This is a genomic window from Bradyrhizobium murdochi (assembly GCF_000472965.1).
Lineage (GTDB): Bacteria > Pseudomonadota > Alphaproteobacteria > Rhizobiales > Xanthobacteraceae > Bradyrhizobium > Bradyrhizobium murdochi.
The window spans coordinates 102,186-124,327 of record NZ_AXAU01000008.1; the positions used below are offsets into that span (position 1 = coordinate 102,186).

20 protein-coding genes and 1 riboswitch are annotated in these 22,142 nt (G+C 63.1%); of the genes, 7 read left to right on the forward strand and 13 right to left on the reverse strand.

Features of this window, described 5'->3' with window-relative positions; all coding sequences use genetic code 11:
- Positions 1 to 127: 127 nt before the first annotated feature.
- Positions 128 to 1,390: a PQQ-dependent sugar dehydrogenase gene (locus tag YUO_RS0116990; protein WP_028348360.1), complete on the forward strand. Its 1,263-nt coding sequence runs from the start codon at positions 128 to 130 to the stop codon at positions 1,388 to 1,390.
- Positions 1,391 to 1,478: 88 nt separating this feature from the next.
- Positions 1,479 to 2,057 carry a c-type cytochrome gene (locus YUO_RS0116995; RefSeq protein WP_028348361.1) on the forward strand — a complete coding sequence of 193 codons (579 nt, stop codon included), beginning with the start codon at positions 1,479 to 1,481 and terminating at the stop codon, positions 2,055 to 2,057.
- 45 nt (positions 2,058 to 2,102) lie between these two features.
- On the opposite strand, the gene panE is transcribed toward YUO_RS0116995, so the two are convergent.
- From panE to YUO_RS0117010, 3 genes are all read right to left on the reverse strand, one after another.
- Positions 2,103 to 3,026, reverse strand: a complete 924-nt coding sequence (panE, locus tag YUO_RS0117000) for a 2-dehydropantoate 2-reductase (protein ID WP_028348362.1) — start codon at positions 3,024 to 3,026, stop codon at positions 2,103 to 2,105.
- 135 nt (positions 3,027 to 3,161) lie between these two features.
- Positions 3,162 to 3,767 carry a 2-hydroxychromene-2-carboxylate isomerase gene (locus YUO_RS0117005; protein ID WP_028348363.1) on the reverse strand — a complete coding sequence of 202 codons (606 nt, stop codon included), beginning with the start codon at positions 3,765 to 3,767 and terminating at the stop codon, positions 3,162 to 3,164.
- Between the two features lie 37 nt (positions 3,768 to 3,804).
- Positions 3,805 to 4,416, reverse strand: a complete 612-nt coding sequence (locus YUO_RS0117010; protein ID WP_028348364.1) for a DUF2239 family protein — start codon at positions 4,414 to 4,416, stop codon at positions 3,805 to 3,807.
- Positions 4,417 to 4,566: 150 nt separating this feature from the next.
- On the opposite strand from YUO_RS0117010, the gene YUO_RS0117015 reads away from it, so the two are divergent.
- Entirely contained in the window at positions 4,567 to 5,232 is a 666-nt protein-coding gene (locus YUO_RS0117015) for a glutathione S-transferase family protein (protein WP_028348365.1), read from the forward strand.
- 25 nt (positions 5,233 to 5,257) lie between these two features.
- Here the strand turns inward: YUO_RS0117015 and YUO_RS0117020 are convergent, their stop codons facing one another.
- Together YUO_RS0117020 and ggt are read right to left on the reverse strand one after the other, a co-directional pair.
- Positions 5,258 to 6,154 carry an SDR family oxidoreductase gene (locus tag YUO_RS0117020; RefSeq protein WP_028348366.1) on the reverse strand — a complete coding sequence of 299 codons (897 nt, stop codon included), beginning with the start codon at positions 6,152 to 6,154 and terminating at the stop codon, positions 5,258 to 5,260.
- A gap of 304 nt (positions 6,155 to 6,458) precedes the next feature.
- Positions 6,459 to 8,204 carry a gamma-glutamyltransferase gene (gene ggt / locus YUO_RS0117025; RefSeq protein WP_028348367.1) on the reverse strand — a complete coding sequence of 582 codons (1,746 nt, stop codon included), beginning with the start codon at positions 8,202 to 8,204 and terminating at the stop codon, positions 6,459 to 6,461.
- 128 nt (positions 8,205 to 8,332) lie between these two features.
- Here ggt and YUO_RS0117030 point away from each other — a divergent pair, with 128 nt between their 5' ends.
- Complete coding sequence (locus YUO_RS0117030; protein ID WP_028348368.1) at positions 8,333 to 9,718, forward strand: MFS transporter; 1,386 nt, start codon at positions 8,333 to 8,335, stop codon at positions 9,716 to 9,718.
- Positions 9,719 to 10,504: 786 nt separating this feature from the next.
- On the opposite strand, the gene purH is transcribed toward YUO_RS0117030, so the two are convergent.
- The 5 genes from purH to YUO_RS0117055 all read right to left on the reverse strand — a co-directional run bounded on the left by purH (position 10,505) and on the right by YUO_RS0117055 (position 16,216).
- Complete coding sequence (purH, locus tag YUO_RS0117035; protein ID WP_028348369.1) at positions 10,505 to 12,097, reverse strand: bifunctional phosphoribosylaminoimidazolecarboxamide formyltransferase/IMP cyclohydrolase; 1,593 nt, start codon at positions 12,095 to 12,097, stop codon at positions 10,505 to 10,507.
- A gap of 23 nt (positions 12,098 to 12,120) precedes the next feature.
- Positions 12,121 to 12,201, reverse strand: a riboswitch (ZMP/ZTP riboswitch).
- Positions 12,202 to 12,319: 118 nt separating this feature from the next.
- On the reverse strand, positions 12,320 to 12,628 hold the full coding sequence (locus tag YUO_RS0117040) for a HigA family addiction module antitoxin (RefSeq protein ID WP_028348370.1): 309 nt from the start codon (positions 12,626 to 12,628) through the stop codon (positions 12,320 to 12,322).
- 10 nt (positions 12,629 to 12,638) lie between these two features.
- Entirely contained in the window at positions 12,639 to 12,917 is a 279-nt protein-coding gene (locus YUO_RS0117045) for a type II toxin-antitoxin system RelE/ParE family toxin (RefSeq protein WP_028348371.1), read from the reverse strand.
- 70 nt (positions 12,918 to 12,987) lie between these two features.
- Positions 12,988 to 14,703, reverse strand: a complete 1,716-nt coding sequence (locus YUO_RS0117050) for a heparinase II/III family protein (protein ID WP_028348372.1) — start codon at positions 14,701 to 14,703, stop codon at positions 12,988 to 12,990.
- A 163-nt stretch (positions 14,704 to 14,866) separates the two neighbouring features.
- Complete coding sequence (locus YUO_RS0117055; RefSeq protein ID WP_028348373.1) at positions 14,867 to 16,216, reverse strand: RsmB/NOP family class I SAM-dependent RNA methyltransferase; 1,350 nt, start codon at positions 16,214 to 16,216, stop codon at positions 14,867 to 14,869.
- A 159-nt stretch (positions 16,217 to 16,375) separates the two neighbouring features.
- Here YUO_RS0117055 and YUO_RS0117060 point away from each other — a divergent pair, with 159 nt between their 5' ends.
- Both YUO_RS0117060 and YUO_RS0117065 read left to right on the forward strand, forming a co-directional pair.
- Positions 16,376 to 16,585, forward strand: coding sequence for a DUF1674 domain-containing protein (locus tag YUO_RS0117060; protein ID WP_028348374.1), 210 nt, complete (start codon positions 16,376 to 16,378; stop codon positions 16,583 to 16,585).
- A gap of 77 nt (positions 16,586 to 16,662) precedes the next feature.
- Positions 16,663 to 17,262 carry a thermonuclease family protein gene (locus tag YUO_RS0117065; protein WP_028348375.1) on the forward strand — a complete coding sequence of 200 codons (600 nt, stop codon included), beginning with the start codon at positions 16,663 to 16,665 and terminating at the stop codon, positions 17,260 to 17,262.
- A 47-nt stretch (positions 17,263 to 17,309) separates the two neighbouring features.
- Here YUO_RS0117065 and YUO_RS0117070 read toward each other — a convergent pair whose 3' ends face one another.
- Positions 17,310 to 17,822, reverse strand: coding sequence for a L,D-transpeptidase (locus YUO_RS0117070; protein ID WP_028348376.1), 513 nt, complete (start codon positions 17,820 to 17,822; stop codon positions 17,310 to 17,312).
- Positions 17,823 to 18,143: 321 nt separating this feature from the next.
- Positions 18,144 to 20,096: an acetate--CoA ligase gene (acs, locus tag YUO_RS0117075; protein ID WP_028348377.1), complete on the reverse strand. Its 1,953-nt coding sequence runs from the start codon at positions 20,094 to 20,096 to the stop codon at positions 18,144 to 18,146.
- A 369-nt stretch (positions 20,097 to 20,465) separates the two neighbouring features.
- Between acs and YUO_RS0117080 the strand changes: the two genes are divergently transcribed.
- A complete protein-coding gene (locus YUO_RS0117080; RefSeq protein WP_028348378.1) occupies positions 20,466 to 21,620 on the forward strand; it encodes a DNA topoisomerase IB in 1,155 nt (384 codons plus the stop codon).
- Between the two features lie 108 nt (positions 21,621 to 21,728).
- On the opposite strand, the gene YUO_RS0117085 is transcribed toward YUO_RS0117080, so the two are convergent.
- On the reverse strand, positions 21,729 to 22,142 hold the full coding sequence (locus tag YUO_RS0117085; protein WP_028348379.1) for an EVE domain-containing protein: 414 nt from the start codon (positions 22,140 to 22,142) through the stop codon (positions 21,729 to 21,731).

The window sequence follows — 22,142 nt, forward strand, 5'->3', positions numbered from 1 at the left end:
CGCTTCTCTGCCGCAACTGATGTGCTACCATTTTCCGGTCTGCCACACTTCACCAGACCAAATTCGTCTCTCGAAGTCCAAAATAATAACAGGCGCGGCCCATCCGGCTGCATAAGGGAGTGACGTGATGAAAGCCGCTTTCAATCGATCTATTCTTGCGCTCGCAGCCATTCTCGTTGTCGCGGGGGCCAGCCAGGCTCCCGCGCAACAGAAGGCCCTGAAGAAATACGAGTCCGGCACCAAGGACTTCTGGAATAATCCTCCGCCGGACTGGTTCCTCGGTGATGAGACCGAACAACAAAAGGGCCTTGCTCCGCCGTCAGGGCCGCCGACCGGCGCCTCGGACGCAGAACTGGCGGCGCTGATGAAGAAGATCAAGCTGCCCGACGGCTTCAAGATCGAAGTCTACGCGTCTAACGTATTGTCCGCGCGGCAGATGGCGTGGGGCGACAAGGGCACGCTGTTCGTCGGCTCGTTCGACCTCGGCAATGTCTATGCGATCAAGGACAATGGCGGCAAGAAGGAGGTCAAGACCATTCTCAAGGGCCTCAAGATGCCGACCGGGCTCGCCTTTCTCGATGGCGCGCTCTACGTCATCGCAGTTGACAAGCTGATCAAATACGAAAACGCTGAGGCCAATCTCGACAACCTCGGCGCCGGCAAGGTGGTGTATGACGACATGCCGTCCTACATCGCCCATGGTTGGAAATACATCACCGTCGACAAGGATGGCTGGTTCTACCTGCCGTTCGGGCCTCCCTTCAACATCGGCATTCCGCCGACCAGCGTTTCGCAAATACGCCGCGTCGATCCCAAGACCGGCAATGCCGAAATCTGGGCGCTCGGCGTCCGCAACAGCGTCGGCGGCGACATCGATCCACGCAGCGGGCGATACTGGTTTACCGAGAACGCCCGCGACTGGGTCAGTGACGACATGCCGAGCGACAAGCTGAACATGATCTCCAGGATCGGAGAGCATTTCGGTTATCCCTATTGCCACCAGGGCGACATGCCGGACCCGAAATTCGCGATGGGCCACAAGTGTTCGGAATTCACGCCGCCCGTCGTCAATCTGGGCGCGCACGTAGCGCCGCTCGGCATGAAGTTCTATACCGGCGATCAATTCCCGGCCGAGTACAAGAACAACATCCTGATCGCCGAACATGGCTCCTGGAACAGGCATAAGTACCAGGGCGCCCGAATCAAGCGCGTCATCGTCGATGCCGACGGCAAGAACGCCAAATCCGAGATATTTGCCTCTGGCTGGCTCGAAGGCGACCAGGGCTATCTCGGCCGGCCGAACGATATCCTGCTGGACAAGGACGGCTCGATCCTCGTGGCCGACGACTGGGCCGGCGCGATCTACCGCATCAGCTACACCAAGAAGTAGGACTTGAGCAGGCAGAGGCTGCGGTTTGCCTGGGGAACGGGAGGCCGCAGCCTTTGCTGTTTGATGCACAGGGCGGAGAGTAGTTGAAATGCGAAGTGCATTGATGGGGTTGCTGGCGCTCGTTATTTGCGTGCCGCTCGCCCGCGCCGCCGATATCGCGGCCGGTAAGGCGAAAGCCGAGCTGTGCGTCGGTTGTCATGGCGAGGGCGGCATTTCGCAGATCGAGAACATTCCTTCGCTAGCGGCACAGCCTGATCAATTCACCCAGTGGCAGCTCGTGTTCTTTCGTGCCGGCACCCGCAAGAACGAGCAGATGCAGCCGATCGTCGAACAGCTCAATAATGAGGATATTCGCAATCTCGGGGCCTACTATGCTTCGCTCGAACCGCCGAAGGCATCAAAGCCTGACGACAATCCTGATTTGTCGAAGAAGGGCGAGCAGGCGGCCGCTGGCCGGCGCTGCGCATCATGTCACACCGATAGCTACGCCGGCACTAAGGGGGTCGCCCGCGTCGCCGGCCAGCGCGAGGAATACCTGGTCAAGGCGCTGCGCGAGTACAAATCGGGAGTGCGATCCGGCGGCGCGATGGCTGCGATGACGGACATCGCCTATTCCCTCAGCGAGGAAGAGATCGAGGCGCTCGCGCATTATCTCGCGCATCTCTGACGTCGTCCCTGCGAATGCAGGGACGACCGAGATAAAGTCGGACGACTACGCTGAGCGCTGCTTCTCATACGCTTTCAGATGCGTATAGGCGATGCGCAGCTTCGGCACTGGAATCTTCGCCGCGTCGGCGCGTGCGACGAGATCGCCGATCACATGGTCGGCTTCCACTGGCAGCCCCGCCTTGATATCGCGGAACATCGAGGCGGTCATCGGCGAGCCCTCGGTGGTCAACAAGCCGCTGGTACGCTGGAAGAATGGTCCCGTCGGCTCGTAGCCCGAGGCCTTTGCAATCGCGCTGCATTCATCGAGCATGCCGAGCAGAAAATCCTTGCCGCCGGCCACCGCCAGGATGCTGCCGACTGAGGTGCGCATCAGGCAGGTCGAGGCTGCGAGCGAAGCAAGGAAAACCCACTTCTCCCACATGTCCTGCATGATGTGTTCGCTGGCCGCGGCGCCGAACTTGCCGCTGTCGAACACTTTTGCAATCGCACGCACCCGCTCTGACATCGAGCCGTCGCGCTCGCCAATATTGAGCGATTGCATCGGCGCGAGCTGGACCACCTCGCGGGCCTCGTTGAGCGTCACCGCGATCGCGCAGAGACCGCCGAGCACGCGGTCGGCCCCGAATTTCTTGTCCAGCACGTTGAGGTGCAGCATGCCGTTGAGCAGCGGGATGATTGCGGTTTGCGGCCCGACCGCAGGAGCAAAAGATTTGATCGCATCCTCCAGGTCAAACGCCTTGCAGCTCAATAGCACGACGTCGAACGTCTCGGTGAGCTTGTCGGCCACCACCGTCGGCGGGTTTGCGAGCGTCACGTCGCCGGCGGGGCTCCTGATGACGAGACCTGTGCTTGCGAGTTCGGATGCGCGCTTCGGCCGGACCAGGAACGTCACGTCGTTTCCTGCCTGAAGCAGCCTGCCGCCGAAATAGCCGCCGATGGCGCCGGCCCCGACCACGAGAATACGCATGGATCAACTTTCCTTATTGTCGATTTTGGAACGGGCGAATGGCGAGTAGGAAGATGCCGGCTGCAATCTACTCCCAACTATTCGCTATTCGCTACTCACCATTCGCTTGCCTACCATGTGGTCTGGTCTGGGCGGCTACTTCCCCGAAATCATTTCCTCGACTTCGCGAAGTTGCTCCTTGCCGAAGAACATTTCCGTGCCCACGAAGAACGTCGGCGAGCCGAACGCGCCACGGTCGACCGCGTTTTGTGTATTCTCGATCAACCTGGCCTTTACATCCGCATCCTGCGATCGCGCCAGCAGCTTGGCAGGATCCAGGCCGGACGAGGTCAGCGCCTTGGCAGCGACTTCGGGATCATCCATTTTCTTTGGCTCGACCCACATGTGGTGGAAGGCAGCATCGACATATTTCTCGAACACGCCCTCGAACTGGGCTGCCACCGCCGCGCGCATCAAGTTCAGCGTGTTGACCGGGAAGAACGGGTTCCAGACGTAGGGCTTGACCCCAAAGCGCTTCACGAAGCGTTCGGTTTCCAGCGCAAGGAATTCGCGCTTGTTCTTGATGCCGGCGAGCGTTTCGGCGGGCGACTTGTTGTTGGTGGCCTTGAAGATGCCGCCGAGCAGGATCGGCACATATTCGAACTTGACGCCGGTACGCTTTTCGATCGCGGGAATCGCTTCATGGCTGAGGAAGGCGTTGGGGCTGCCGAAATCGAACAGGAATTGCGGATTTGAACTCACGGCAGTCTCCTTATGTTTTGGCGCATTGTGATCGCGCCTATGGCTCGGCGCGATCGCTGAAGGCGAGCTTGACGACGTGGTCGCGGATATCGTCGGGCCAGCCGGCGACGAGAGCGACGAAGCGCCGCCGGTCATCGGCGAACAACGCCCGCGAGGCTTCCTCGAAGCCGGCGAGATTGCCGGCCATCACGGACATGAAGCGATAGGCGGCTTCCCTTGCCGCGCGGGCGCGATCCGCGTCGCCATTGGAGCGACGCGCCTCATCGACGAGCTTGCGCAACGCCACCGACGCGCCGCCGGGCTGCGCCCCGAGCCATTCCCAATGGCGCGGCAACAGCGTCACCTCGCGCGCGACCACGCCGAGCTTGGGCCGCCCCCGTCCGCGCGGCTCAGTCGCCGCAGCAGCCTCGTCGGCCTCGACTTCCGGAGGTGAGGCCGGTTGCGGCAGGCGGGCAATAACATCGCCCTCGGTCCCGCGTAGGTCGAGATCGATCGGTTGGCCAGTCGCGTCGTTGAATATGATGATCGGCAGCACGGCAGGCCTGCGGGAAGCCTGCATGACCGCCAGCGCGACCTCGGCGAGCGGACCGGCCGCCAGGCGTTGCGGGCCGATGAAGGCTGTGAACTGGGGGCGAGACGTGTCGGCCATTGTAGATACTCTGGATTTTCGTGTGCTATATTTACCCGGATAAATTTTGGATGTCAATATCCTCCGGGTAAAATATAGCCTGGCTCAAGGCCGTCTCGACTTTCCATCCCCCGGCTGGCACCAACGCCACGCCAACTCCAGGGGGACGCCATGCTGACTGTTCATCATCTCAACAATTCACGCTCCCAGCGTGTGCTCTGGCTTCTCGAAGAGCTTGGCGTCGCTTACGAGATCGTCCGCTATCAGCGCCAGCCGGACATGCGCGCGCCCAAGGAGCTGCGCGCCATTCACCCGCTCGGCAAATCGCCCGTCATCACCGACAATGGCAATACGATCGCCGAATCCGGCGCGGTCTGCGAATACATCGTCGGCACTTATGGCAATGGTCGCCTGATTCCGCCGCCGAACACGCCGGAGCGGCTGCGCTACACCTATTGGCTGCACTATGCGGAAGGCTCCGCGATGTCGCCGCTGCTTCTGAAGCTGCTGTTCACGCTGATGCCGAAGCGTGCGCCTGCGCTGCTGCGGCCGCTGGTGCGCAAGGTCTCCAACACGGCGCTGACTACCCTGGTTAATCCGCAGCTCAAGCAGCACATGGATTACTGGGAGAGCGAGCTTGGCAAGAGCGAATGGTTCGCCGGCAATGAATTCACCGCGGCCGATATCCAGATGAGCTTTCCCCTGGAAGCCGCCGCGGCGCGCGGCGGGCTGGAGCAGGGCCATCCCAAAGCGATGGCGTTTCTCGACCGCATCCACGCGCGGCCGGCCTATGCGCGCGCGCTCGAGAAGGGCGGGCCGTATGTGGTCGGGCGGTGACATCTCCTCCGTCATTGCTGTCGGTCTAGCGCGACGTCTGCGCGGCGCCGACCGAAGGCAGCGCCTGCACCGTGACGCCGGGCGGCGGCACGTCGTCGTCGGGGACGAAGAAATCCGACATCAGCGGCACGGACCGATCGACGCGGTAGTGCTCGAAATCCCTGACGCCGGAGGCGTACAGCACCTTGTCGTCGATGCAGAACTGTCCGGTGAATTCCCGTGCCGGCCTGGTCAGGATCGCGTGCGCGGCGTCGCCCATGATCTCGGGCGTGCGGCTGGCGCGCATCATCGCTTCGCCGCCGAGCAGGTTGCCGACCGCGGCGGTGGCGATGGTGGTGCGCGGCCATAACGCGTTGACGGCGACGCCGGCGGATTTCAACTCACCCGACAAGCCCAGAACGCACATGCTCATGCCGAACTTCGCCATCGTATAGGCGGTGGAATGCTCGAACCATTTCGTCTTCATGTCGAGCGGCGGCGACAGCATCAAGATGTGCGGGTTTTCCGCCTTCTTCAGATGCGGGATGCAGTATTTCGACACCATGAACGTGCCGCGGGTGTTGATTCCCATCATCAGATCGAACCGCTTCATGTCGGTTGCTTGCGAGTTGGTCAGGCTAATGGCGCTGGCGTTGTTGACGCAGATATCGATGCCGCCGAATTCGGCGACGGTCTGCTCGATCGCCGCCATCACCTGCGCCTCGTCGCGGATGTCGCACAGCACCGGCAGCGCCTTGCCGCCGGCGGCGCGAATTTCTTCCGCCGCGGTGTAGATCGTGCCCTTGAGTTTCGGATGCGGCTCGGCGGTCTTCGCCGCAATCGCGACATTGGCGCCGTCACGCGCGGCGCGAAGCGCAATCGCCAGCCCAATGCCGCGACTGGCGCCGGAGATGAACAACGTCTTGCCTTTGAGGGATGTCATCTGAAAATCTCCTGCGAAAGAAACACACTACGTGAGGGACGCACACTGCCCGGGCTCCCCCTTGCGGGGGAGGGTTGGGGAGAGGAGTAAGCCCCGGGCTCGGACGGAGCCGTAACATGATCCTCGCAAGACAATCGATGAGGTTGATAGCGCTGTCCATGCTGTACGTCGAACAGTCGAGCAAGTGGCGCCCCTCTCCCTAACCCTCCCCCGCAAGGGGGGAGGGAACCCATCCGCTAGTGCGTCCCTTACAAACCTGCGTCCCTCACGAGTGCGCGGCTTCATTATTGTCCAACTGCTACGCTTAATGTCCCACCGCCGCCGCGCCTCTCGTTCGCGGATCGGGGGCGCCGAGCAGGCCGCCGGGCTTGACGGCGATCGAATTGGCCGAGGTCTGGCCGAGCGGCTCGATCACTTGGTGGCCCTTCGCCCGGAGCTCGTCCAGCGTTTCCTCCCGAAAACCGCGCTCCACGCGCACCACGTCCGGCATCCATTGATGGTGCAGCCGGGGTGCGGCCACGGCGCTGGCGACGTCCATCTTGTAATCGAGCACGTTGACCACGACCTGCAGCACGGCTGAAATGATGCGGCTGCCGCCAGGCGAGCCCGTCACCAGCACCGGCTTGCCGTCCTTCAGCACGATGGTGGGCGACATCGACGACAGCGGCCTTTTGCCCGGGCCCGGCAAATTGGCTTCGAAGCCGACCAGGCCGAACGCGTTCGCCGCGCCGGGCGCTGCAGTGAAGTCGTCGAGTTCATTGTTAAGCAGCACGCCGGTGCCATCGGCGACGAGGCCGACGCCATAGGAAAAATTCAGCGTATAGGTGTTGCTGACGGCATTGCCGGCGGCGTCCACAACGGAATAATGCGTGGTATTGCTGCCCTCGCGCGGCAGGCTCACGGATAACGCCTCGGCGGGCGTGGCGCGCGCAAGGTCGATGCTGGCGCGTTGCTTTGCCGCGTAATCCTTTGCGATCAGGATATTCGCCGGCGCATTGACGAAGGCGGGATCGCCGAGATAGCGCGCCCGATCGGCGTAAGCGCGCTTCATGGCCTCGATCATGACATGCAACGAGGGCGCCGAGCCCTGCTTCATGTCCGCCATCGCAAACCCTTCGAGAATGTTCAGCGCCTCCAGCAACACCGTGCCGCCGGACGAGGGCAGCGGCATCGACACGATCTCGTAACCGCGATAGCTGCCGCGCACGGGACTGCGGATCACCGCCTCATAGGATTTGAGATCGTCCGCCGTCATGATGCCGCCGGCATCGCGGACGGCTTTTGCCAGCCGTTCGGCAACCGGCCCCTGGTAAAATCCACGCGGTCCCTGCTCGGCGATCGCCGACAGCGTTGCCGCGAGATCGGCCTGAACCAGACGGTCGCCCTCTCGCAGCGCCGTGCCGTCGTCACGGGAGAACGCCTTGGCCGAGATCGGCCAGCGCGCCATCCGGCGATACATGTCCGGCAGCGTGTCGGCGGTGTCGTCGGCGATTACGAAACCGTCTCGTGCGAGCTCGATAGCGGGCTTGAGGATTTGCGCGAGTGTGAAGCGGCCGGAGCCGTATTTCTCCAGCGCCAGCGCCAATCCGGCCACCGTGCCGGGCACGCCGATACCAAGCGCGGAATTACGCGACTTGTCGGTATCGGGCTTGCCGTCCGATCCCAGAAAGATATCGCGCGTGGTCGCGGCCGGTGCGGTCTCGCGATAGTCGATGGCGACGTCTTCATTGCGCTCGGCTGAATGGATCACCATGAAGCCGCCGCCGCCGATGTTCCCGGCGCGCGGATAGGTGACGGCAAGCGCAAATCCGGTGGCGACCGCGGCATCAACCGCGTTGCCGCCTTGCCGGAGAATGTCGGCGCCGACTTCCGCCGCGATCCTTTCCTGGGCGACCACCATGCCGTGTTCGGCTGGAATGGAACGAACGGCGGAGGGGTCGAGGGACGAATGGAAGCCTCGCCGATCCTGCGCAAAGGCGGTCGCGCCGCAGGCGAATACCAGCGCGATTGCGGCAATCGCCTTGCGCCGGCTGATTTGAAAGATTGTCATCGAAAATCCGCCGCAGTTTGAGACTGTGTGGCGCGTGGGCAACAGCGCCAGCGTTGGTGACGCATGCTATATGGGTTCGGTTTCGGCACGCCAAACGCTTCGCGAGACTTTTGAAGGAAATATCCGACATGGCGGTGATCGCTTCCGAGGCAGTTGGCGCCGAGATTCCGCGGGCATATCCGCCCCGCGCCGCCGTCGTGAGCTGGATCTTCTTCGATTGGGCCGCGCAGCCATATTTCACGCTGATCACCACGTTTGTCTTCGCGCCCTATTTCGCGGGCTTCGTGGCGCCGAATCCGGCGAGGGGGCAGGCGCTGTGGGGATTCGCCACTGCCGCCGCCGGTCTGGTGATTGCGCTGCTGTCGCCGGTGCTGGGTGCCATCGCCGACGCCAGCGGCCGCCGCAAGCCGTGGATCGCCGGCTTCGGGTCGCTGTTGGTGATCGGCTCTTGCCTGATGTGGTTCGGAAAGCCGGGCGACCCCAGCGTCATCCCGCCACTGCTGTTGGCCTATGCGATTGCGAGCATCGGTGTCGAATTCGCCACCGTCTTCAACAATGCGATGATGCCGACGCTGGTGCCGCCGGACAGAATCGGGCGGTTGTCCGGAACCGGATGGGCGACCGGCTATATCGGCGGTATCCTCAGCCTCATCCTTGTGCTCGGCTTTCTGGCGGCCAGTCCCGAGACCGGGCGGACATTGTTTGGCCTTGCGCCGTTGTTCGGTCTCGATCCGGTCACGCACCAGGGCGATCGCATCACCGGTCCCTTGACCGCCATCTGGTTCGTCATTTTCGTGACGCCGATGTTCCTGCTCACGCCGGATTATCCGGCCAGGCGTCCAATCCGTGAGGCGTTGCGCGAAGGATTGAGCGGGATCAAGCGGACGCTTGGCGAACTGCCGAAGCAGAAGTCGATCGCGACGTTCCTGCTCGCCAACATGATCTATACCGACGGACTGGTGTCGCTGTTTGCGTTCGGCGGCATCTACGCCGCCGGCACGTTCGGCTGGCACACGATCCAGATCGGGACGTTTGGAATTCTGCTGGCGATCGCGGGCACCTTCGGCGCCTGGCTTGGCGGGAAGCTCGACGACAGGCTCGGACCCAAGCGCGTCATCGCCGGAAGCCTCACGATCCTGCTGCTTGCGCTCGCCGCGATCTTGCTGGTCGACAAGGATTCGATCCTGTTCGTGAAGGTCGCGCCACCAGCTCCGGGCGGCGCGCTGTTCTCCGGCGCCGCCGAGCGCGCCTATCTCGTGCTCGGATGCCTGATCGGCGCGGCCGGCGGCCCGCTGCAGGCGGCGTCGCGCACGCTGCTGATCCGTCTCGCGCCGAAGGATCGCATCGCGCAATACTTTGGATTGTTCGCGCTGACCGGAAAGGTGACGTCGTTCATCGGTCCGCTCCTGATCGGCGCGATCACGGCCGTGACCGCAAGCCAGAAAGCCGGCATGGCGTTGCTGGTGGTGTTCTTCGTCGCGGGCCTGGCGCTGCTGACACGCGTGCGGGAGTGAGTGAGGGGGGAGCGACTGTCGCGCATTGCTCTCCACGAAGGCGGATTTCCGGTTTTTGTTGCGGCCCATCCGCGTCATTGCGAGCGAAGCGAAGCAATCCATGCTTCAGCGCGGGGATAGATGGATTGCTTCGCTCCGCTCGCAATGACGTGTGGTTACAGTTTCGCATTCTCGCGACATGTTTTGCCCGAGGTTTGCATCTTCTTTCCCGCCCTCTCATTCAGAGGGCGCAGGGAAGACCGGGTGCTGGCTGCACCCGCGGTCTCGTGTGCAAGTGCGCATAGCAAAAGCGCACACGAGCATACAGGTACAGCGGGAGCATCCCGGCCTTCCCTGCGCAATGGCTTTACGGCTTACTTCGTGCTCTTCCCGGAGAACGGCTTTCTTGCCTCCGTCGCCGACGGGATAATTCCCGCCGACTTAACGCCAGCACCGCGGCGCCCGAACCACACGACTTCGCCGTACGCTTCCTGCGCCTACGTCTTGCGCATTCCGCGTCCATCGCATCTCACCGCACGTTCGTGACGATCGCGAGCGCCCCTCCATCGGGTGAGACGGGCGGAATATGCCGCTGATTTGGGTGAGAACGAAAGCGGAATATTTTTGATTCCGGGACTTGACACGATTTCGGAAAATCAGAAGTGATTTGCCCGTAGGGCAATCACATCGCCGGTGCTGTAGGGTGGGCAAAGCGCGAGCGTGCCCACCGTCAAGCCATGCGATCGGTGATGGATGGTGGGCACGTCGCTGGCGCTCCTTTGCCCACCCTACGGCGTTGTCATTCACTCAGTGCCTGAAATGCCTGACGCCCGTGAACACCATGGCGATGCCGTGGTCGTCGGCGGCCTTGATTACTTCTTCATCGCGCATCGAACCGCCGGGCTGGATCACCGCCGTTGCGCCGGCTTCGATGCAGGCCAGCATGCCATCGGCGAAGGGGAAGAACGCATCGGATGCGACCACGGAGCCTTTGGTCAGCGGTTCAGCGAGCTTCATTTCGGCCGCAGCATCCTGTGCTTTGCGGGCGGCAATACGCGCCGAATCGACCCGGCTCATTTGGCCGGCGCCGATGCCGACAGTGGCGAGATCCTTGGCGTAGATGATGGTGTTCGACTTGACGTGCTTGGCGACGCGGAAGGCGAATCTGAGATCGCGCAGTTCGGCGTCGGTCGGCGCGCGTTGGGTTACGACCTTGATGTCCATGTCCTCAACCACCGCATTGTCGCGGCTCTGTACCAGCAAGCCGCCGGCAACCGTCTTGGCGGTCAGGCCGACCGTGCGCGGGTCGGGCAGGCCGCCCGCGAGTAACAGGCGCAAATTGCGCCGGCTGCCGATGATCGAGATCGCCTCTTCGGTGGCGTCGGGGGCGATGATCACTTCGGTGAAAATGCCGATGATGGCGCGCGCGGCCTCCGCATCCAGCGTGCGGTTGACTGCGATGATGCCGCCATATGCCGACGTCGAGTCGCAGGCGAGCGCGCGGCGATAGGCGGTGACGAGATCGGGGCCCTCCGCAACGCCGCAGGGGTTTGCATGTTTCACGATGACGCAGGCCGCGGTGCGCTTCGGATCGAACTCGCCGACGCATTCGTAAGCCGCATCGGTATCGTTGATGTTGTTGTAGGACAGCTCCTTGCCCTGCAATTGCCGCGCGGTGGAGACGCCGGGCCGCTTGTCGGGCGTCGCATAAAACGCTGCGGTCTGGTGCGGATTCTCGCCATAGCGCAAGGACTGGATCAGCCGGCCGCCGAAGGCGCGGAAATCCGGCGCGTTGTCCTTGAGCTCTGTAGCAAACCAGTTCGAGATCGCGGCGTCATAGGCGGCAGTACGCGCATAGGCCTTTGCGGCGAGGCGGCGGCGCAGCCCGAGCGTCGTTGCGCCCTTGTTGGCGGCGAGTTCGTCGAGCACGGCCTGATAGTCCTGCGCCTCGACGACGACGGCGACATCGTCGTGGTTCTTGGCGGCCGCCCGGATCATCGCGGGCCCGCCGATATCGATATTCTCGATGCAGTCTTCGTAAGCAGCGCCTTTGTCGACGGTCGCCTCGAACGGATAGAGATTGACGACGAGCAGGTCGATCGGCGCGATGCCGTGCGCCTTCATGGCGTCGGCGTGCTCCTTGTTGTCGCGGATCGCGAGCAGGCCGCCATGCACCTTAGGATGCAGCGTCTTGACCCGGCCATCCATCATTTCGGGGAAGCCGGTGAGTTCGGAGACGTCCTTGACCTTTAATCCGGTGGCGGCGATTGCCTTCGCCGTGCCGCCGGTCGAGACCAGTTCGACGCCATGTCCGGCCAGCGCCTGGGCAAATTCGATCAGGCCGGTCTTGTCGGAAACGGACAACAGGGCGCGGGTCACGCGGCGGGTCGTATCGGTCATGGGCAAGGTCCTTTGTTAGGGGATGCTTATGCCCAGGCGCGCGGCGATTACTCTCGCGCTTCCCGATGGTGCTCCATCCAAAGTCGCCAGTCGCGCGAGCGCGGGCTGGTTAGCAGCTTTTGGCGCGGTTCACAATGGGGGCGGATTGTTGTCTCTGCAGAACATTTGGAACGATAGTCCGGAGCACCCGCATGGATCGGCCGGAAGATTGCAGAGACCGTCTCAAGCCGCCTTGATGGTCGGAATGCGGCTGACATCTTCGGTTCGTTCCGCATGCCAAGTATCGTAAGCGCCCTGCATCCTGGTCCAGACTCCCGCACCATCGCCGAAAAGCTTGCCGAGGCGCACTGCGATTGCGGGAGACACCGGCTTTCGTTCCCCCAGGATGTCGTAAAGGTGCTGGCGCGAAATTCCGAGTAGGCCGGCGATCTCGGCCTTGGTTCGGCCGGTCGCCGGAATAACCTCATCGCGAAGTAGCGCACCGGGATGGGTGGGGCAGCGGTTCTTGCTGCGCTTGGCTGCATAGACCATGTTTGCTCCTTTAGTGATACTGTTCGAAATCGACCCGGAAGGCGTCGCCGTCTTCGAATTCGAACGTGATGCACCACGGTCCATTGACGTGGACCGAATAGCGCTTCGGGTTAAAGCCATGCAATGCGTGAAAGTCGAAGCCGGGGATATTCATTTCCTCGGCGCGGACGGCAACGTCGAGACGGTCCAGCCTCGCGAAAATGCGCTTCTGCATTTTCACATCAATTTTTGAACTCCTGCCCCTCGCCCACAATTCCGAAAGGGCCTTGCTCTTGAAGGTTCTTATCACATCGCCAGTGTAAGCAAATAGCTTACTTGCGTCAAGCGATCGCCATTGGAAAGCCGGCCGCGAACATGGCTCAGAGCGGCAATTCCGGCTCGCGCCGCGCAGTGCGCCGGGCGTTGGTGGCGCCTGGCGACGTGCTCGAGCGGACAAAGCTCCAGCGGATCGAGGAGGCGTGGCGGGAATCCTGGCGGATCACGATCTGGGCGGTGCGGCGCGGGCCGTCATTGCCGGCCAGAAACACGCTGTCCTCGAGATCGACCTTGTCGTCGAGCGCCTCGAAGGTCCAGACTTCGCGGTTGGGCAATACCAGCATGACGCCGCGCGCATCGCTAAGGCGGCTTGCCTTCACCGCGGGATGAAGATGAAACCGCAGCGCAAAATCGGCGTCCGCGCCCTTGATGCGCGTTCCCGGCGCCGGCGACACGGTGTCCTCGCCATCGAGTCTTGCGCCGTCATGGGAGATCATCAGCACCCGGCGATGCACGACGCCAAAGCGTGCGAGATAGCCGTCATGCGAGGTGGTCAGGAGATCGCCGTCGGCCACCGCCTCGCGGTAGCTTTCCACGTTGGCCGGACCGCTGACGACCGGCGCGCCCTGCAAGAGGCGCTTCATCGCCGACAATTCGACGAACTGGCACGAGGACGCCTCGTGATAGGTCAGGGTCGAATGCGCTGCGGTGCTGCGTGCAAAAGTGCGCCAATTATCCCGGCCGGTCGAGGGCATCCCGCAATTGACCACGATCCGGCTCGGCCCCGAAGACAGTTCGAACGAGAGACATCCGGCGTGCGCTTCCTGGCTGACATTCGGCGGCGGCGGTGGGCCGGTGTCGATGATGACGGTCGTCGTGCCGGCGTCGAGACGCTGGAAGCCGGTATGCGGCATGTTCGCCATCGGCACGCCGTGCGTGTCGTCATAGGCGAGCAACGTCGCCACCAGGTCCGAGGGCGCGTTGCTCATGCCGTTGAACAGCGCGAAGCTGCCGTCGCCATGACGGAAGAAGCGCAGCATCGGCATCATGCGGTCGATCGCATTCAACAGCGCGGGCGGCGGCGCGATGTTGCGGGCGGCAAAGGTCTGTCGCAGGGGCAGGAGGTCGCTGAGCAGTTCGACCAGCGCGCCGGGGTTGCGCGAAATATGCCCGCCGTCGGGCTGGATCTGGCGCTGCAATTCGTCGGAAAGCCGTCGCGTGGCGGAGCGGATGTGCCGCGCCTGATTGGCCAGGCACAGCGAGGCGTAGCACAGCGCGATCAGGACCTGCAGCCGCGGCACACCGTCGGCGATGTCGAGCATCGTGTAGCGAAGATATCGAATTTCGCGGGTCAGCCCGCGCAGATATTTGCGATAGAATTTTCCGTCGGTGTCGCCGAGCACCAGCGGCGCCTGCGACAACAGCGAGATCACGCGGCGGGCCAGCACGTCGGGGCGGCGTTCGAGCGGCCGCTTGCGCGCCGGATTCGAGATCCAGTCGTCGACCAGCGAGCGGGCATTGGCGCGGGTCAGCGCGGTGTCGGCGGCGCGCAGGTGCCGCAGCCAGCCGAAGCCGAGCAGTGCGACTTCCCAATCTTCCGATGGCGGCTCGAGATCGAAGATCGAGCGGCCATGGCAGGTGACGATTTTGCCGGCGAACACGAAGCGGCCGGCATAGATTTCCGCGGCGCGGGTAGCGTCGGCGGTGCGTAGATCGTGCGGGGCGATGATCAGCCGGTCGGCGCGGCCCGGCCACAGCCGCGATACCGCCACCGTGGCGCCGGTCGCGCGCGCGATCACGGTCCGCGCCGAGCGGCTCATGATAAGCGTCGAGATGCGTCTGCGTTGAGCGACCGACACGCCGTGCCTTGGGCTTAGGGAGGGAGGGGTATTCTGGCGAATCCTTTTAATCCGGAAACACCGGCAACACACCATCTTGAAAATCGACGAATCACCCGAAGGCAGGGTGATTCCGGTCTAAAAATCAGGTTTTAACCAGCCGCGCGGCGTAAAATCCATCCAGCCCGCCGAGCCGGGGGTCGGCATGGGGCAAATGGCAGGGCAGGGTGCGTAAATCGCCGCTTGGGGTCACGATTTCGCTGAGGCCTGCGACCTCGTCCACCTCGACCGGGACACGGCGCATGCCCGTTTCGGTAGCGAGCAGGGACGCGACCGCCTGTTCGCCCTCCTCGGGCTCCAGCGAACAGGTACAATAGACCAGCGTTCCGCCCGGCTTGAGCAGAGCGACCGCCTTTTGCAGCAACCTTTTCTGCAGCGCGGACAGCGCCGCAATGTCGGCTTCATGACGCAGCCAGGCGACATCGGGGTGACGGCGGATGGTGCCGGTGGAGGTGCAGGGCGCATCCACCAGTACGCCATCGTAACCGCCATCGCCGTTGCCTTGCCATTCGGCCGCATCGGTCACCACGTCATCGGCCTGCAACGAAAGCCGGGCCAGATTATCGCGGAGCCGCGCCATGCGCGCCGGCGAGCGATCGACCGCGGTGACGCGCGCGCCGGCGTGCGCGAGCTGCGCAGTCTTGCCGCCGGGCGCGGCGCAGAGATCGACGATGCTCTTACCGGCGACGTCGCCGAACAACCGCGCCGGCAGCGCGGCGGCGGCGTCCTGCACCCACCATTGTCCCTCCGAGAAGCCGGGCAGCATGGTCACCGAACCCTGCAGCAGCGTGCGCACCGTTCCGGTCGGCAAGGTTTCGCCATGCAGGCGGCTCGCCCACTGCGCCGCGTCCGTCTTCACGGTAATGTCGAGGGACGGCTCGTGGCCGATGGCGCGCGCCATCTCCCGCGCGGTGGTCTCGCCATAGGCGCCGATCCAGCGCGCGAGCAGCCACGGCGGAACATCAAGCGTCTGCGACTTGACTTCCTCGATCAGCGGCTGTCCCTCGCGGGCGCAACGGCGTAGCACGGCGTTGACGAGGCCGGCATACTTTGCGGCACGGCGGTCCGATTGCACCAGCCGCACCGAAAGATCGACGGCGGCGTGATCAGGCACGTCCATCCAGAGAATCTGCGCCGCGCCGATCAGCAATGCGCTCTGTGCCCGCGGCGCGTCGGTCGGAATGCCGCGATCGAGCAGGCGCGACAGCAAATGGCCGAGCGTGCCGAGCCGCCGCAAAATCGTCGCCACCAGCCGCCGCATCAACGCGCGGTCGCGATCGGCGAGCGCCTTCAGTCCGGGATGAGCGCCCGCGCCGTCGAGCTGGTCGTCGAGGGTGCGATGCTTGTGCAGCACGCCGTCGAGAATATCAGCCGCGATCCGCCGCGCCGCGAGGCCGGGCACTTCTGAAGGTACTGCGAATCGTGAAGGGGGCATGAAGCAGCAATATCTCGGAAGGCGGAAAGGTTTCGGCTCATGCCAATGAAATGAAACGTCCATTTGGCATGCGAATATGCCAAATGTAAGAATCGCCACAGACAATTTCTCGATTGTGATGTCATCTGTGCGCCCATCCCGTGCTATGGGAGAGTTGCGATGACTGACAATTCTTCATCCCCCGCGCCGGTTGCGGAACGCAAGAAGCTGACGCCCGCAGCCGAGCGCGCGCTTGCCGAGGCCGAAGCGCGCCGCAAGGCCGCCGAGGCCAGCGCTACCACGCTGCAGAAGGAATTCCAGGGTCCGAAGGGCCTGGAACCGACTCGCTACGGCGATTGGGAGCGCAAAGGGATCGCTTCGGATTTTTGAGGGCCAGGATTTTTGAGGCGCAAGGGAAGGGCAATGCGCTCTTGCCGGACGACCCGACTCAGCTCTTAGTCGGGAGTATGCCTCCATACGAGAAGATAAATGCTTACCGGACCTCGCGCAGGGGTCCGCGGCGCCGCTGGTTTGCGGCGGCCTTGCCGTGGATGTTCGTGCTTTGCGTCGCTGCGGCGACGACGCTGCCGGTGCGCGACTGGGTACGCCGGTCGTTGCCTGACTTCACCGACAGTCAGGCGGCGCGCGATGCCGAGATGGTCTGGAAGCGCGCTGGAAGTCCTGACGTGCGCCATCCCGTCGATGTCATCCGGACCATCGATGGCGACACGTTTGAGGCGCGGGTGCATTTGTCGCCCGGCGTTGAGCCGACCACGCGCATACGCCTGCGCGGCATCGACGCGCCCGAATTGAAGGCCTCGTGCCCTGAGGAATTGCAGATGGCGGAGGCCGCGACGGGTGCCCTGCGCGCGCTGCTCGGCGAAGGCGGTGTCACGATTTTCAATATCGGACCGGACAAATATAGCGGCCGGGTCGTGGCGGAGGCCGCGACCCGGCGCACCGGGAATATCTCGACCGCCATGCTCGCGGCAGGTCATGTGCGCAGCTATGGCGGCGGCCACCGCAACGGATGGTGCGCGACCGCAGGACAAACACCGCTCAAATGAAAGAGTTGCGCAATCGCGCGGTTCCTGTCTTCAATCTAATCCGCCGATCAGCGCATGACGGTTACGGTAGTTCCGACCGGCACGCGTTGATAGAGATCGGAGATGTCGTCGTTGAGCATGCGGATACAACCGTAGGACACGAAGCCGCCGACCGAGCCCGGCACGTTAGTGCCGTGAATGGCATACTCGCCGCCGGCGAGCGTCAACGCCGCGACGCCCATCGGGTTGCGTGGCGAGCCGCCGGGAATGACATCGGGCATGTTAGGTTTGTCGCGCCTGACTTCGCTCGGCGGAGACCAGGCGGGATTGAGATACTTGCCCTCGATCTTTGTGGTGCCGGACCATTGCTTGCCGGCCTTGCCGACGCCGACCGGATAGCGCATGGCGCGGCCGGATTCGAGAATGAGATAGAGACGCCGCTCGCTGGTCTTCACCACGATCGTGCCCGGCGCGTAATCGCCGCTAATGTCGACCAGTTCCGGGCGGGCTTGCGCCTGCGTCGACATCATGGTGGCCACAGAAAAGGTGGTGGCCAACGCCACCGCAATCCTCTTTGACATTCCCCAGCTCCACTCTGCCCGCCCTTTCAGGGGCCCTCAAATGTCCTTTCAAGCCTTGATGGCTCGCTGTCTCGTCCATGCGTTTTCAGTTTAGTCGCGCGAACTCACCGGCTGGTTTCAAGCCAGCCCTCGAGATTGTTTTCGATGGAGGGAACAAGGGAATGTTCGAAATAAAGTAAATGACCGTAAAACAACACGCAGCGGCGAAAAGCCCGGTGAGGCGGGCTCGCCACCGACAAACGCGTGAGTGATGGCATTGCCGCAAAATTCGGCATTGCCTCGCCCCGGGTCCCGGGACGAGATGCTTACGCCAGCGGCATCCTACGCCGGTGCGCCCTTCTTGTTCTGCCGGTTCTTCACGAGGTCGTCCACCACGGCGGGATCGGCGAGCGTTGAGGTGTCGCCGAGGCTGGAGGGCTCGTCCTCGGCGATCTTGCGCAGGATGCGGCGCATGATCTTGCCGGAGCGGGTTTTCGGCAGGCCCGGCGCGAACTGGATCTGGTCGGGGGACGCGATCGGGCCGATGTCCTTTCGCACCCAGGCGACCAGCTCCTTCCGCAGCTCCTCGGTCGGTTCGGTGCCGGCCATCAACGTCACATAGGCGTAGATGCCCTGGCCCTTGATGTCGTGGGGATAGCCGACCACGGCGGCTTCCGACACCTTGGCATGCGCCACCAGCGAGCTCTCGACTTCGGCCGTGCCCATACGGTGGCCGGAAACGTTGATGACGTCGTCGACGCGACCGGTGATCCAGTAATAGCCGTCGGCGTCGCGGCGGCAGCCGTCGCCGGTGAAATACTTGCCCTTGTAAGTCGAGAAATAGGTCTGCTCGAAACGCGGGTGGTCGCCATAGACCGTGCGCATCATTCCCGGCCAAGACTTGATGAGGCAGAGATTGCCGGTGGCTTCGCCCTCCAGCACCTTGCCGTCGGCATCGACGATCTCAGGCACCACGCCGAAGAACGGCCGCGTCGCCGAACCTGGCTTGAGCTTGGTCGCACCGGGCAGCGGCGTGATCAGGATGCCGCCGGTTTCGGTCTGCCACCAGGTGTCGACGATCGGGCAGCGCTCGTCGCCGACCACGCGATAATACCATTCCCAGGCTTCCGGATTGATCGGCTCGCCGACGGTGCCGAGTAGCCGCAGGCTCTTGCGCGAGGTCTTTTTCACAGGCTCGTCACCGCCCTGCATCAGCGCGCGGATCGCGGTCGGTGCGGTGTAGAAGATGTTGACCTTGTGCTTGTCGATGACGTTCCAGAACCTGGAGGTGTCAGGGTAATTCGGCACGCCCTCGAACATCAGCGTGGTGGCGCCGTTCGCCAGCGGCCCATAGACGATGTAGCTGTGGCCGGTGACCCAGCCGACGTCGGCGGTGCACCAGTAGATGTCGCCGTCGTGATAGTCGAACACGTATTGATGCGTCATCGACGCGAATACGAGATAGCCGCCCGTGGTGTGCAGCACGCCCTTCGGCTGACCGGTGGAGCCCGATGTGTAGAGGATGAACAGCGGGTCTTCCGCGTGCATGTGCTCGCACGGACATTCCGTCGTCACCAGCTTGGCCACTTCGTGGTGCCAGAAATCGCGCGTTGGATTCATGTCGACGGCCGCGCCAGTGTGCTTGACGACAACGACCCAATCGACGCCGCCGGCCTTCTCGATCGCCGCGTCGACATTGGCCTTCAGCGGCACCTTCTTGCCGCCGCGCAGTCCCTCGTCGGCCGTGATGATGACCTTGGACTGGCAGTCGGTGATGCGTTGGGCGAGGCTGTCGGGCGAGAAGCCGGCGAACACCACCGAATGAATGGCGCCGATCCGCGCGCAGGCCAGCATCGCATAGGCGGCTTCCGGGATCATCGGCAGATAGATGGTGACGCGGTCGCCCTTCTTGACGTTCCGCGTGCGCAGGATGTTGGCCATCTTGCAGACTTCGTCGTGCAACTGGCGATAGGTGATATGCTTGGACTGCGAGGGATCGTCGCCCTCCCAGATAATGGCGGTCTGATCGCCGCGCTTGTCGAGATGCCGGTCGATGCAGTTCCAGGCGGCGTTCAGGACGCCATCCTCGAACCATTTGATCGAGATGTTGCCGGGGGCGAAGGAGACGTTTTCGACCTTGTGGAAGGGCTTCATCCAGTCGATGCGCTTGGCCTGTTCGGCCCAGAAACCATTGGGGTCCGAGACCGAGCGGGCGTACATTTCGCGGTACTTGGCGTCATCGATATAGGCGCGTTTGGCCCAATCGGCGGATACGTCGTAGATCTTCTCGGACATGTTTACCCTCCCACTCATTGCGGCCGGATGCTCGGCGGCCACAAGTCGTCCCTGATTGTTGCAGCGATTATGCGTCGCGGGACGATGCCCGGACAAGGCGGAACGTCTGCGACCTTGGTCGGCCAGCCGGTTTCCGGCCTTGTCGCGGATCAAAGTCAGGTCATTTTCGCGGGTCCCGCTCAGGGCAAATCAACGTTATCGGCGGAATGGCCCCCATGATCGGTATCTAATAACCGTTAATGACGGAATCGGGACTCGCAAAGTGGTTCGTTACCCCCTAAATGGCCTCCCCGGGGCCGGCGGCCTCCCGGAACAAGCCATAACAAACGGCATTACCGGCGAAACAGGCGGAGTAAGGCGACAACGGATATGATGGATCAGCAGAATTTCGAGGCTACGCGGCCCGTTTCCGCCGATCCCGCCGTTGCATTAGCCGAAGCGCTCGGGCAACTGCCGAAGGAACCGCCCAAATCGTCCGCGGCAAAGCCGCACATCATCGCCTCCGTCGAAGCGCTGGCACAGGAACTTGGCCTCAAACTCGGCGATCAAAACGGCCTGACCATCCGCCGCATCAAGCGCGGAAAAACCTATTCATTCATTCGCGCCAATGGCACGCAGATCCGCCACGCCGGAACGATCCGGCGCCTGCATTCGATGGCGGTGCCGCCGGCCTATCGCGACGTTCGCTATTCGGCCGATCCGAACTCGCATCTGCAGGCGGTCGGCTTCGATGCCGCTGGCCGGTTGCAATACCGCTACCACGCCGATTGGGAAAAGGTTCGCGAGCACCGCAAGGCGCACCGCCTGGCCAAACTGGTCGCGGCGCTGCCCAAGATCCGGCGGAAGGTCTCTGCGTATCTGTCGGGCGAGGAGCCGACGCGGGAGTTTGCGCTCTCTGCCGTGATCGAGTTGATCGCGCGTACCGCGATCCGTCCCGGCAATGAGTCATACGCTCGTCTCAACGGCACCCGCGGCGCCACCACGCTGTTGAAATCGAACGTCACGCTGGAAGACGATTGCCTCGTCCTGACCTTCAAGGCCAAGGGCGGCAAGGCCGTGCGCAAGGAATGCGACGCCGCCAAGCTGGTGCGCGCGATCGGCATCCTGCGCACCGTGCCGGGCAAGCGGATGTTCCAGTACCGCGACAGGTCCGGCGTCGTGCGCGCCGCCTCGACCACGGCCGTGAATGCGTTCCTGCGCGAGATCGCCGGTATCAAGATTTCGCTGAAGGATTTCCGCACGCTGATGGCATCGGCCGTGGTGCTGGAATCATTGTCGCGGATTTCACCGGCGGCGAGCGCCCGCGGCCGCAAGAAGCAGGTGCTCGAAGCCGTGCGCGCGGCGGCCGACGAACTCTCGAACACGCCGGCGATCTGCCGCAAGAGCTATGTCCACGACACCATCGTCACCGCGTTCGAAGACGGCATCCTTGAGCGCTTTGCCGCGACGATGAAAGGCTATCGCACGCAAGCCAAGCGTGAGGCACTGCTGGCGCAGGTGGTGACGGCGGCTGCTGCGGCGTAAATTTGTCGCCGTAGAGTGGGCAAAGCGCAGCGTGCCCACCATCCTTCCACGAGCTGTGTTCTTGAGTGGTGGGCACGCTTCGCTTTGCCCACCCTACGCAATGACGCCCTACATCCCGCCCATCTTGCAGACCAGCTTCCACTCTTCCGCCGTGACCGGCTGCACCGACAGGCGCGAATACTTCACCAGGGCCATGTCGGCGAGTTTTTTGTCGGCCTTGATCGCGGCCATCGTCACTGGCGTCTTCAACGGCTTGTCGGCCTTGATGTCGACGCAGACGAATTTGCCGGTCTTGTCGGTCGGATCGGGATAGGCTTCCTTGATGACTTCCGCGATGCCGACGATCTCCTTGCCCTCGTTGGAATGATAGAAGAAGGCTTTGTCGCCCTTCTTCATGTTCACCAGATTCTGCCGCGCGGTGAAATTGCGCACGCCAGTCCAGGCTTCGCCCTTTGCTCCCTTCGCGACCTGCTGGTCCCATGACCAGGCCGACGGTTCGGATTTCACCAGCCAGTATGCCAT

What these genes read in the sequence shown, in the direction of transcription:
- ggt (WP_028348367.1), bottom strand. Translation starts at nt 8,204, where the DNA reads ATGACAATCTTTCAAATCAGCCGGCGCAAGGCGATTGCCGCAATCGCG.
- YUO_RS0117065 (WP_028348375.1), top strand. Translation starts at nt 16,663, where the DNA reads ATGCCTCCATACGAGAAGATAAATGCTTACCGGACCTCGCGCAGGGGT.
- acs (WP_028348377.1), bottom strand. Translation starts at nt 20,096, where the DNA reads ATGTCCGAGAAGATCTACGACGTATCCGCCGATTGGGCCAAACGCGCC.
- purH (WP_028348369.1), bottom strand. Translation starts at nt 12,097, where the DNA reads ATGACCGATACGACCCGCCGCGTGACCCGCGCCCTGTTGTCCGTTTCC.
- YUO_RS0117060 (WP_028348374.1), top strand. Translation starts at nt 16,376, where the DNA reads ATGACTGACAATTCTTCATCCCCCGCGCCGGTTGCGGAACGCAAGAAG.
- YUO_RS0117070 (WP_028348376.1), bottom strand. Translation starts at nt 17,822, where the DNA reads ATGTCAAAGAGGATTGCGGTGGCGTTGGCCACCACCTTTTCTGTGGCC.
- YUO_RS0117030 (WP_028348368.1), top strand. Translation starts at nt 8,333, where the DNA reads ATGGCGGTGATCGCTTCCGAGGCAGTTGGCGCCGAGATTCCGCGGGCA.
- YUO_RS0117010 (WP_028348364.1), bottom strand. Translation starts at nt 4,416, where the DNA reads ATGGCCGACACGTCTCGCCCCCAGTTCACAGCCTTCATCGGCCCGCAA.
- YUO_RS0117050 (WP_028348372.1), bottom strand. Translation starts at nt 14,703, where the DNA reads ATGAGCCGCTCGGCGCGGACCGTGATCGCGCGCGCGACCGGCGCCACG.
- panE (WP_028348362.1), bottom strand. Translation starts at nt 3,026, where the DNA reads ATGCGTATTCTCGTGGTCGGGGCCGGCGCCATCGGCGGCTATTTCGGC.
- YUO_RS0117080 (WP_028348378.1), top strand. Translation starts at nt 20,466, where the DNA reads ATGATGGATCAGCAGAATTTCGAGGCTACGCGGCCCGTTTCCGCCGAT.
- YUO_RS0116990 (WP_028348360.1), top strand. Translation starts at nt 128, where the DNA reads ATGAAAGCCGCTTTCAATCGATCTATTCTTGCGCTCGCAGCCATTCTC.
- YUO_RS0117020 (WP_028348366.1), bottom strand. Translation starts at nt 6,154, where the DNA reads ATGACATCCCTCAAAGGCAAGACGTTGTTCATCTCCGGCGCCAGTCGC.
- YUO_RS0117055 (WP_028348373.1), bottom strand. Translation starts at nt 16,216, where the DNA reads ATGCCCCCTTCACGATTCGCAGTACCTTCAGAAGTGCCCGGCCTCGCG.
- YUO_RS0116995 (WP_028348361.1), top strand. Translation starts at nt 1,479, where the DNA reads ATGCGAAGTGCATTGATGGGGTTGCTGGCGCTCGTTATTTGCGTGCCG.
- YUO_RS0117040 (WP_028348370.1), bottom strand. Translation starts at nt 12,628, where the DNA reads ATGGTCTATGCAGCCAAGCGCAGCAAGAACCGCTGCCCCACCCATCCC.
- YUO_RS0117085 (WP_028348379.1), bottom strand. Translation starts at nt 22,142, where the DNA reads ATGGCATACTGGCTGGTGAAATCCGAACCGTCGGCCTGGTCATGGGAC.
- YUO_RS0117015 (WP_028348365.1), top strand. Translation starts at nt 4,567, where the DNA reads ATGCTGACTGTTCATCATCTCAACAATTCACGCTCCCAGCGTGTGCTC.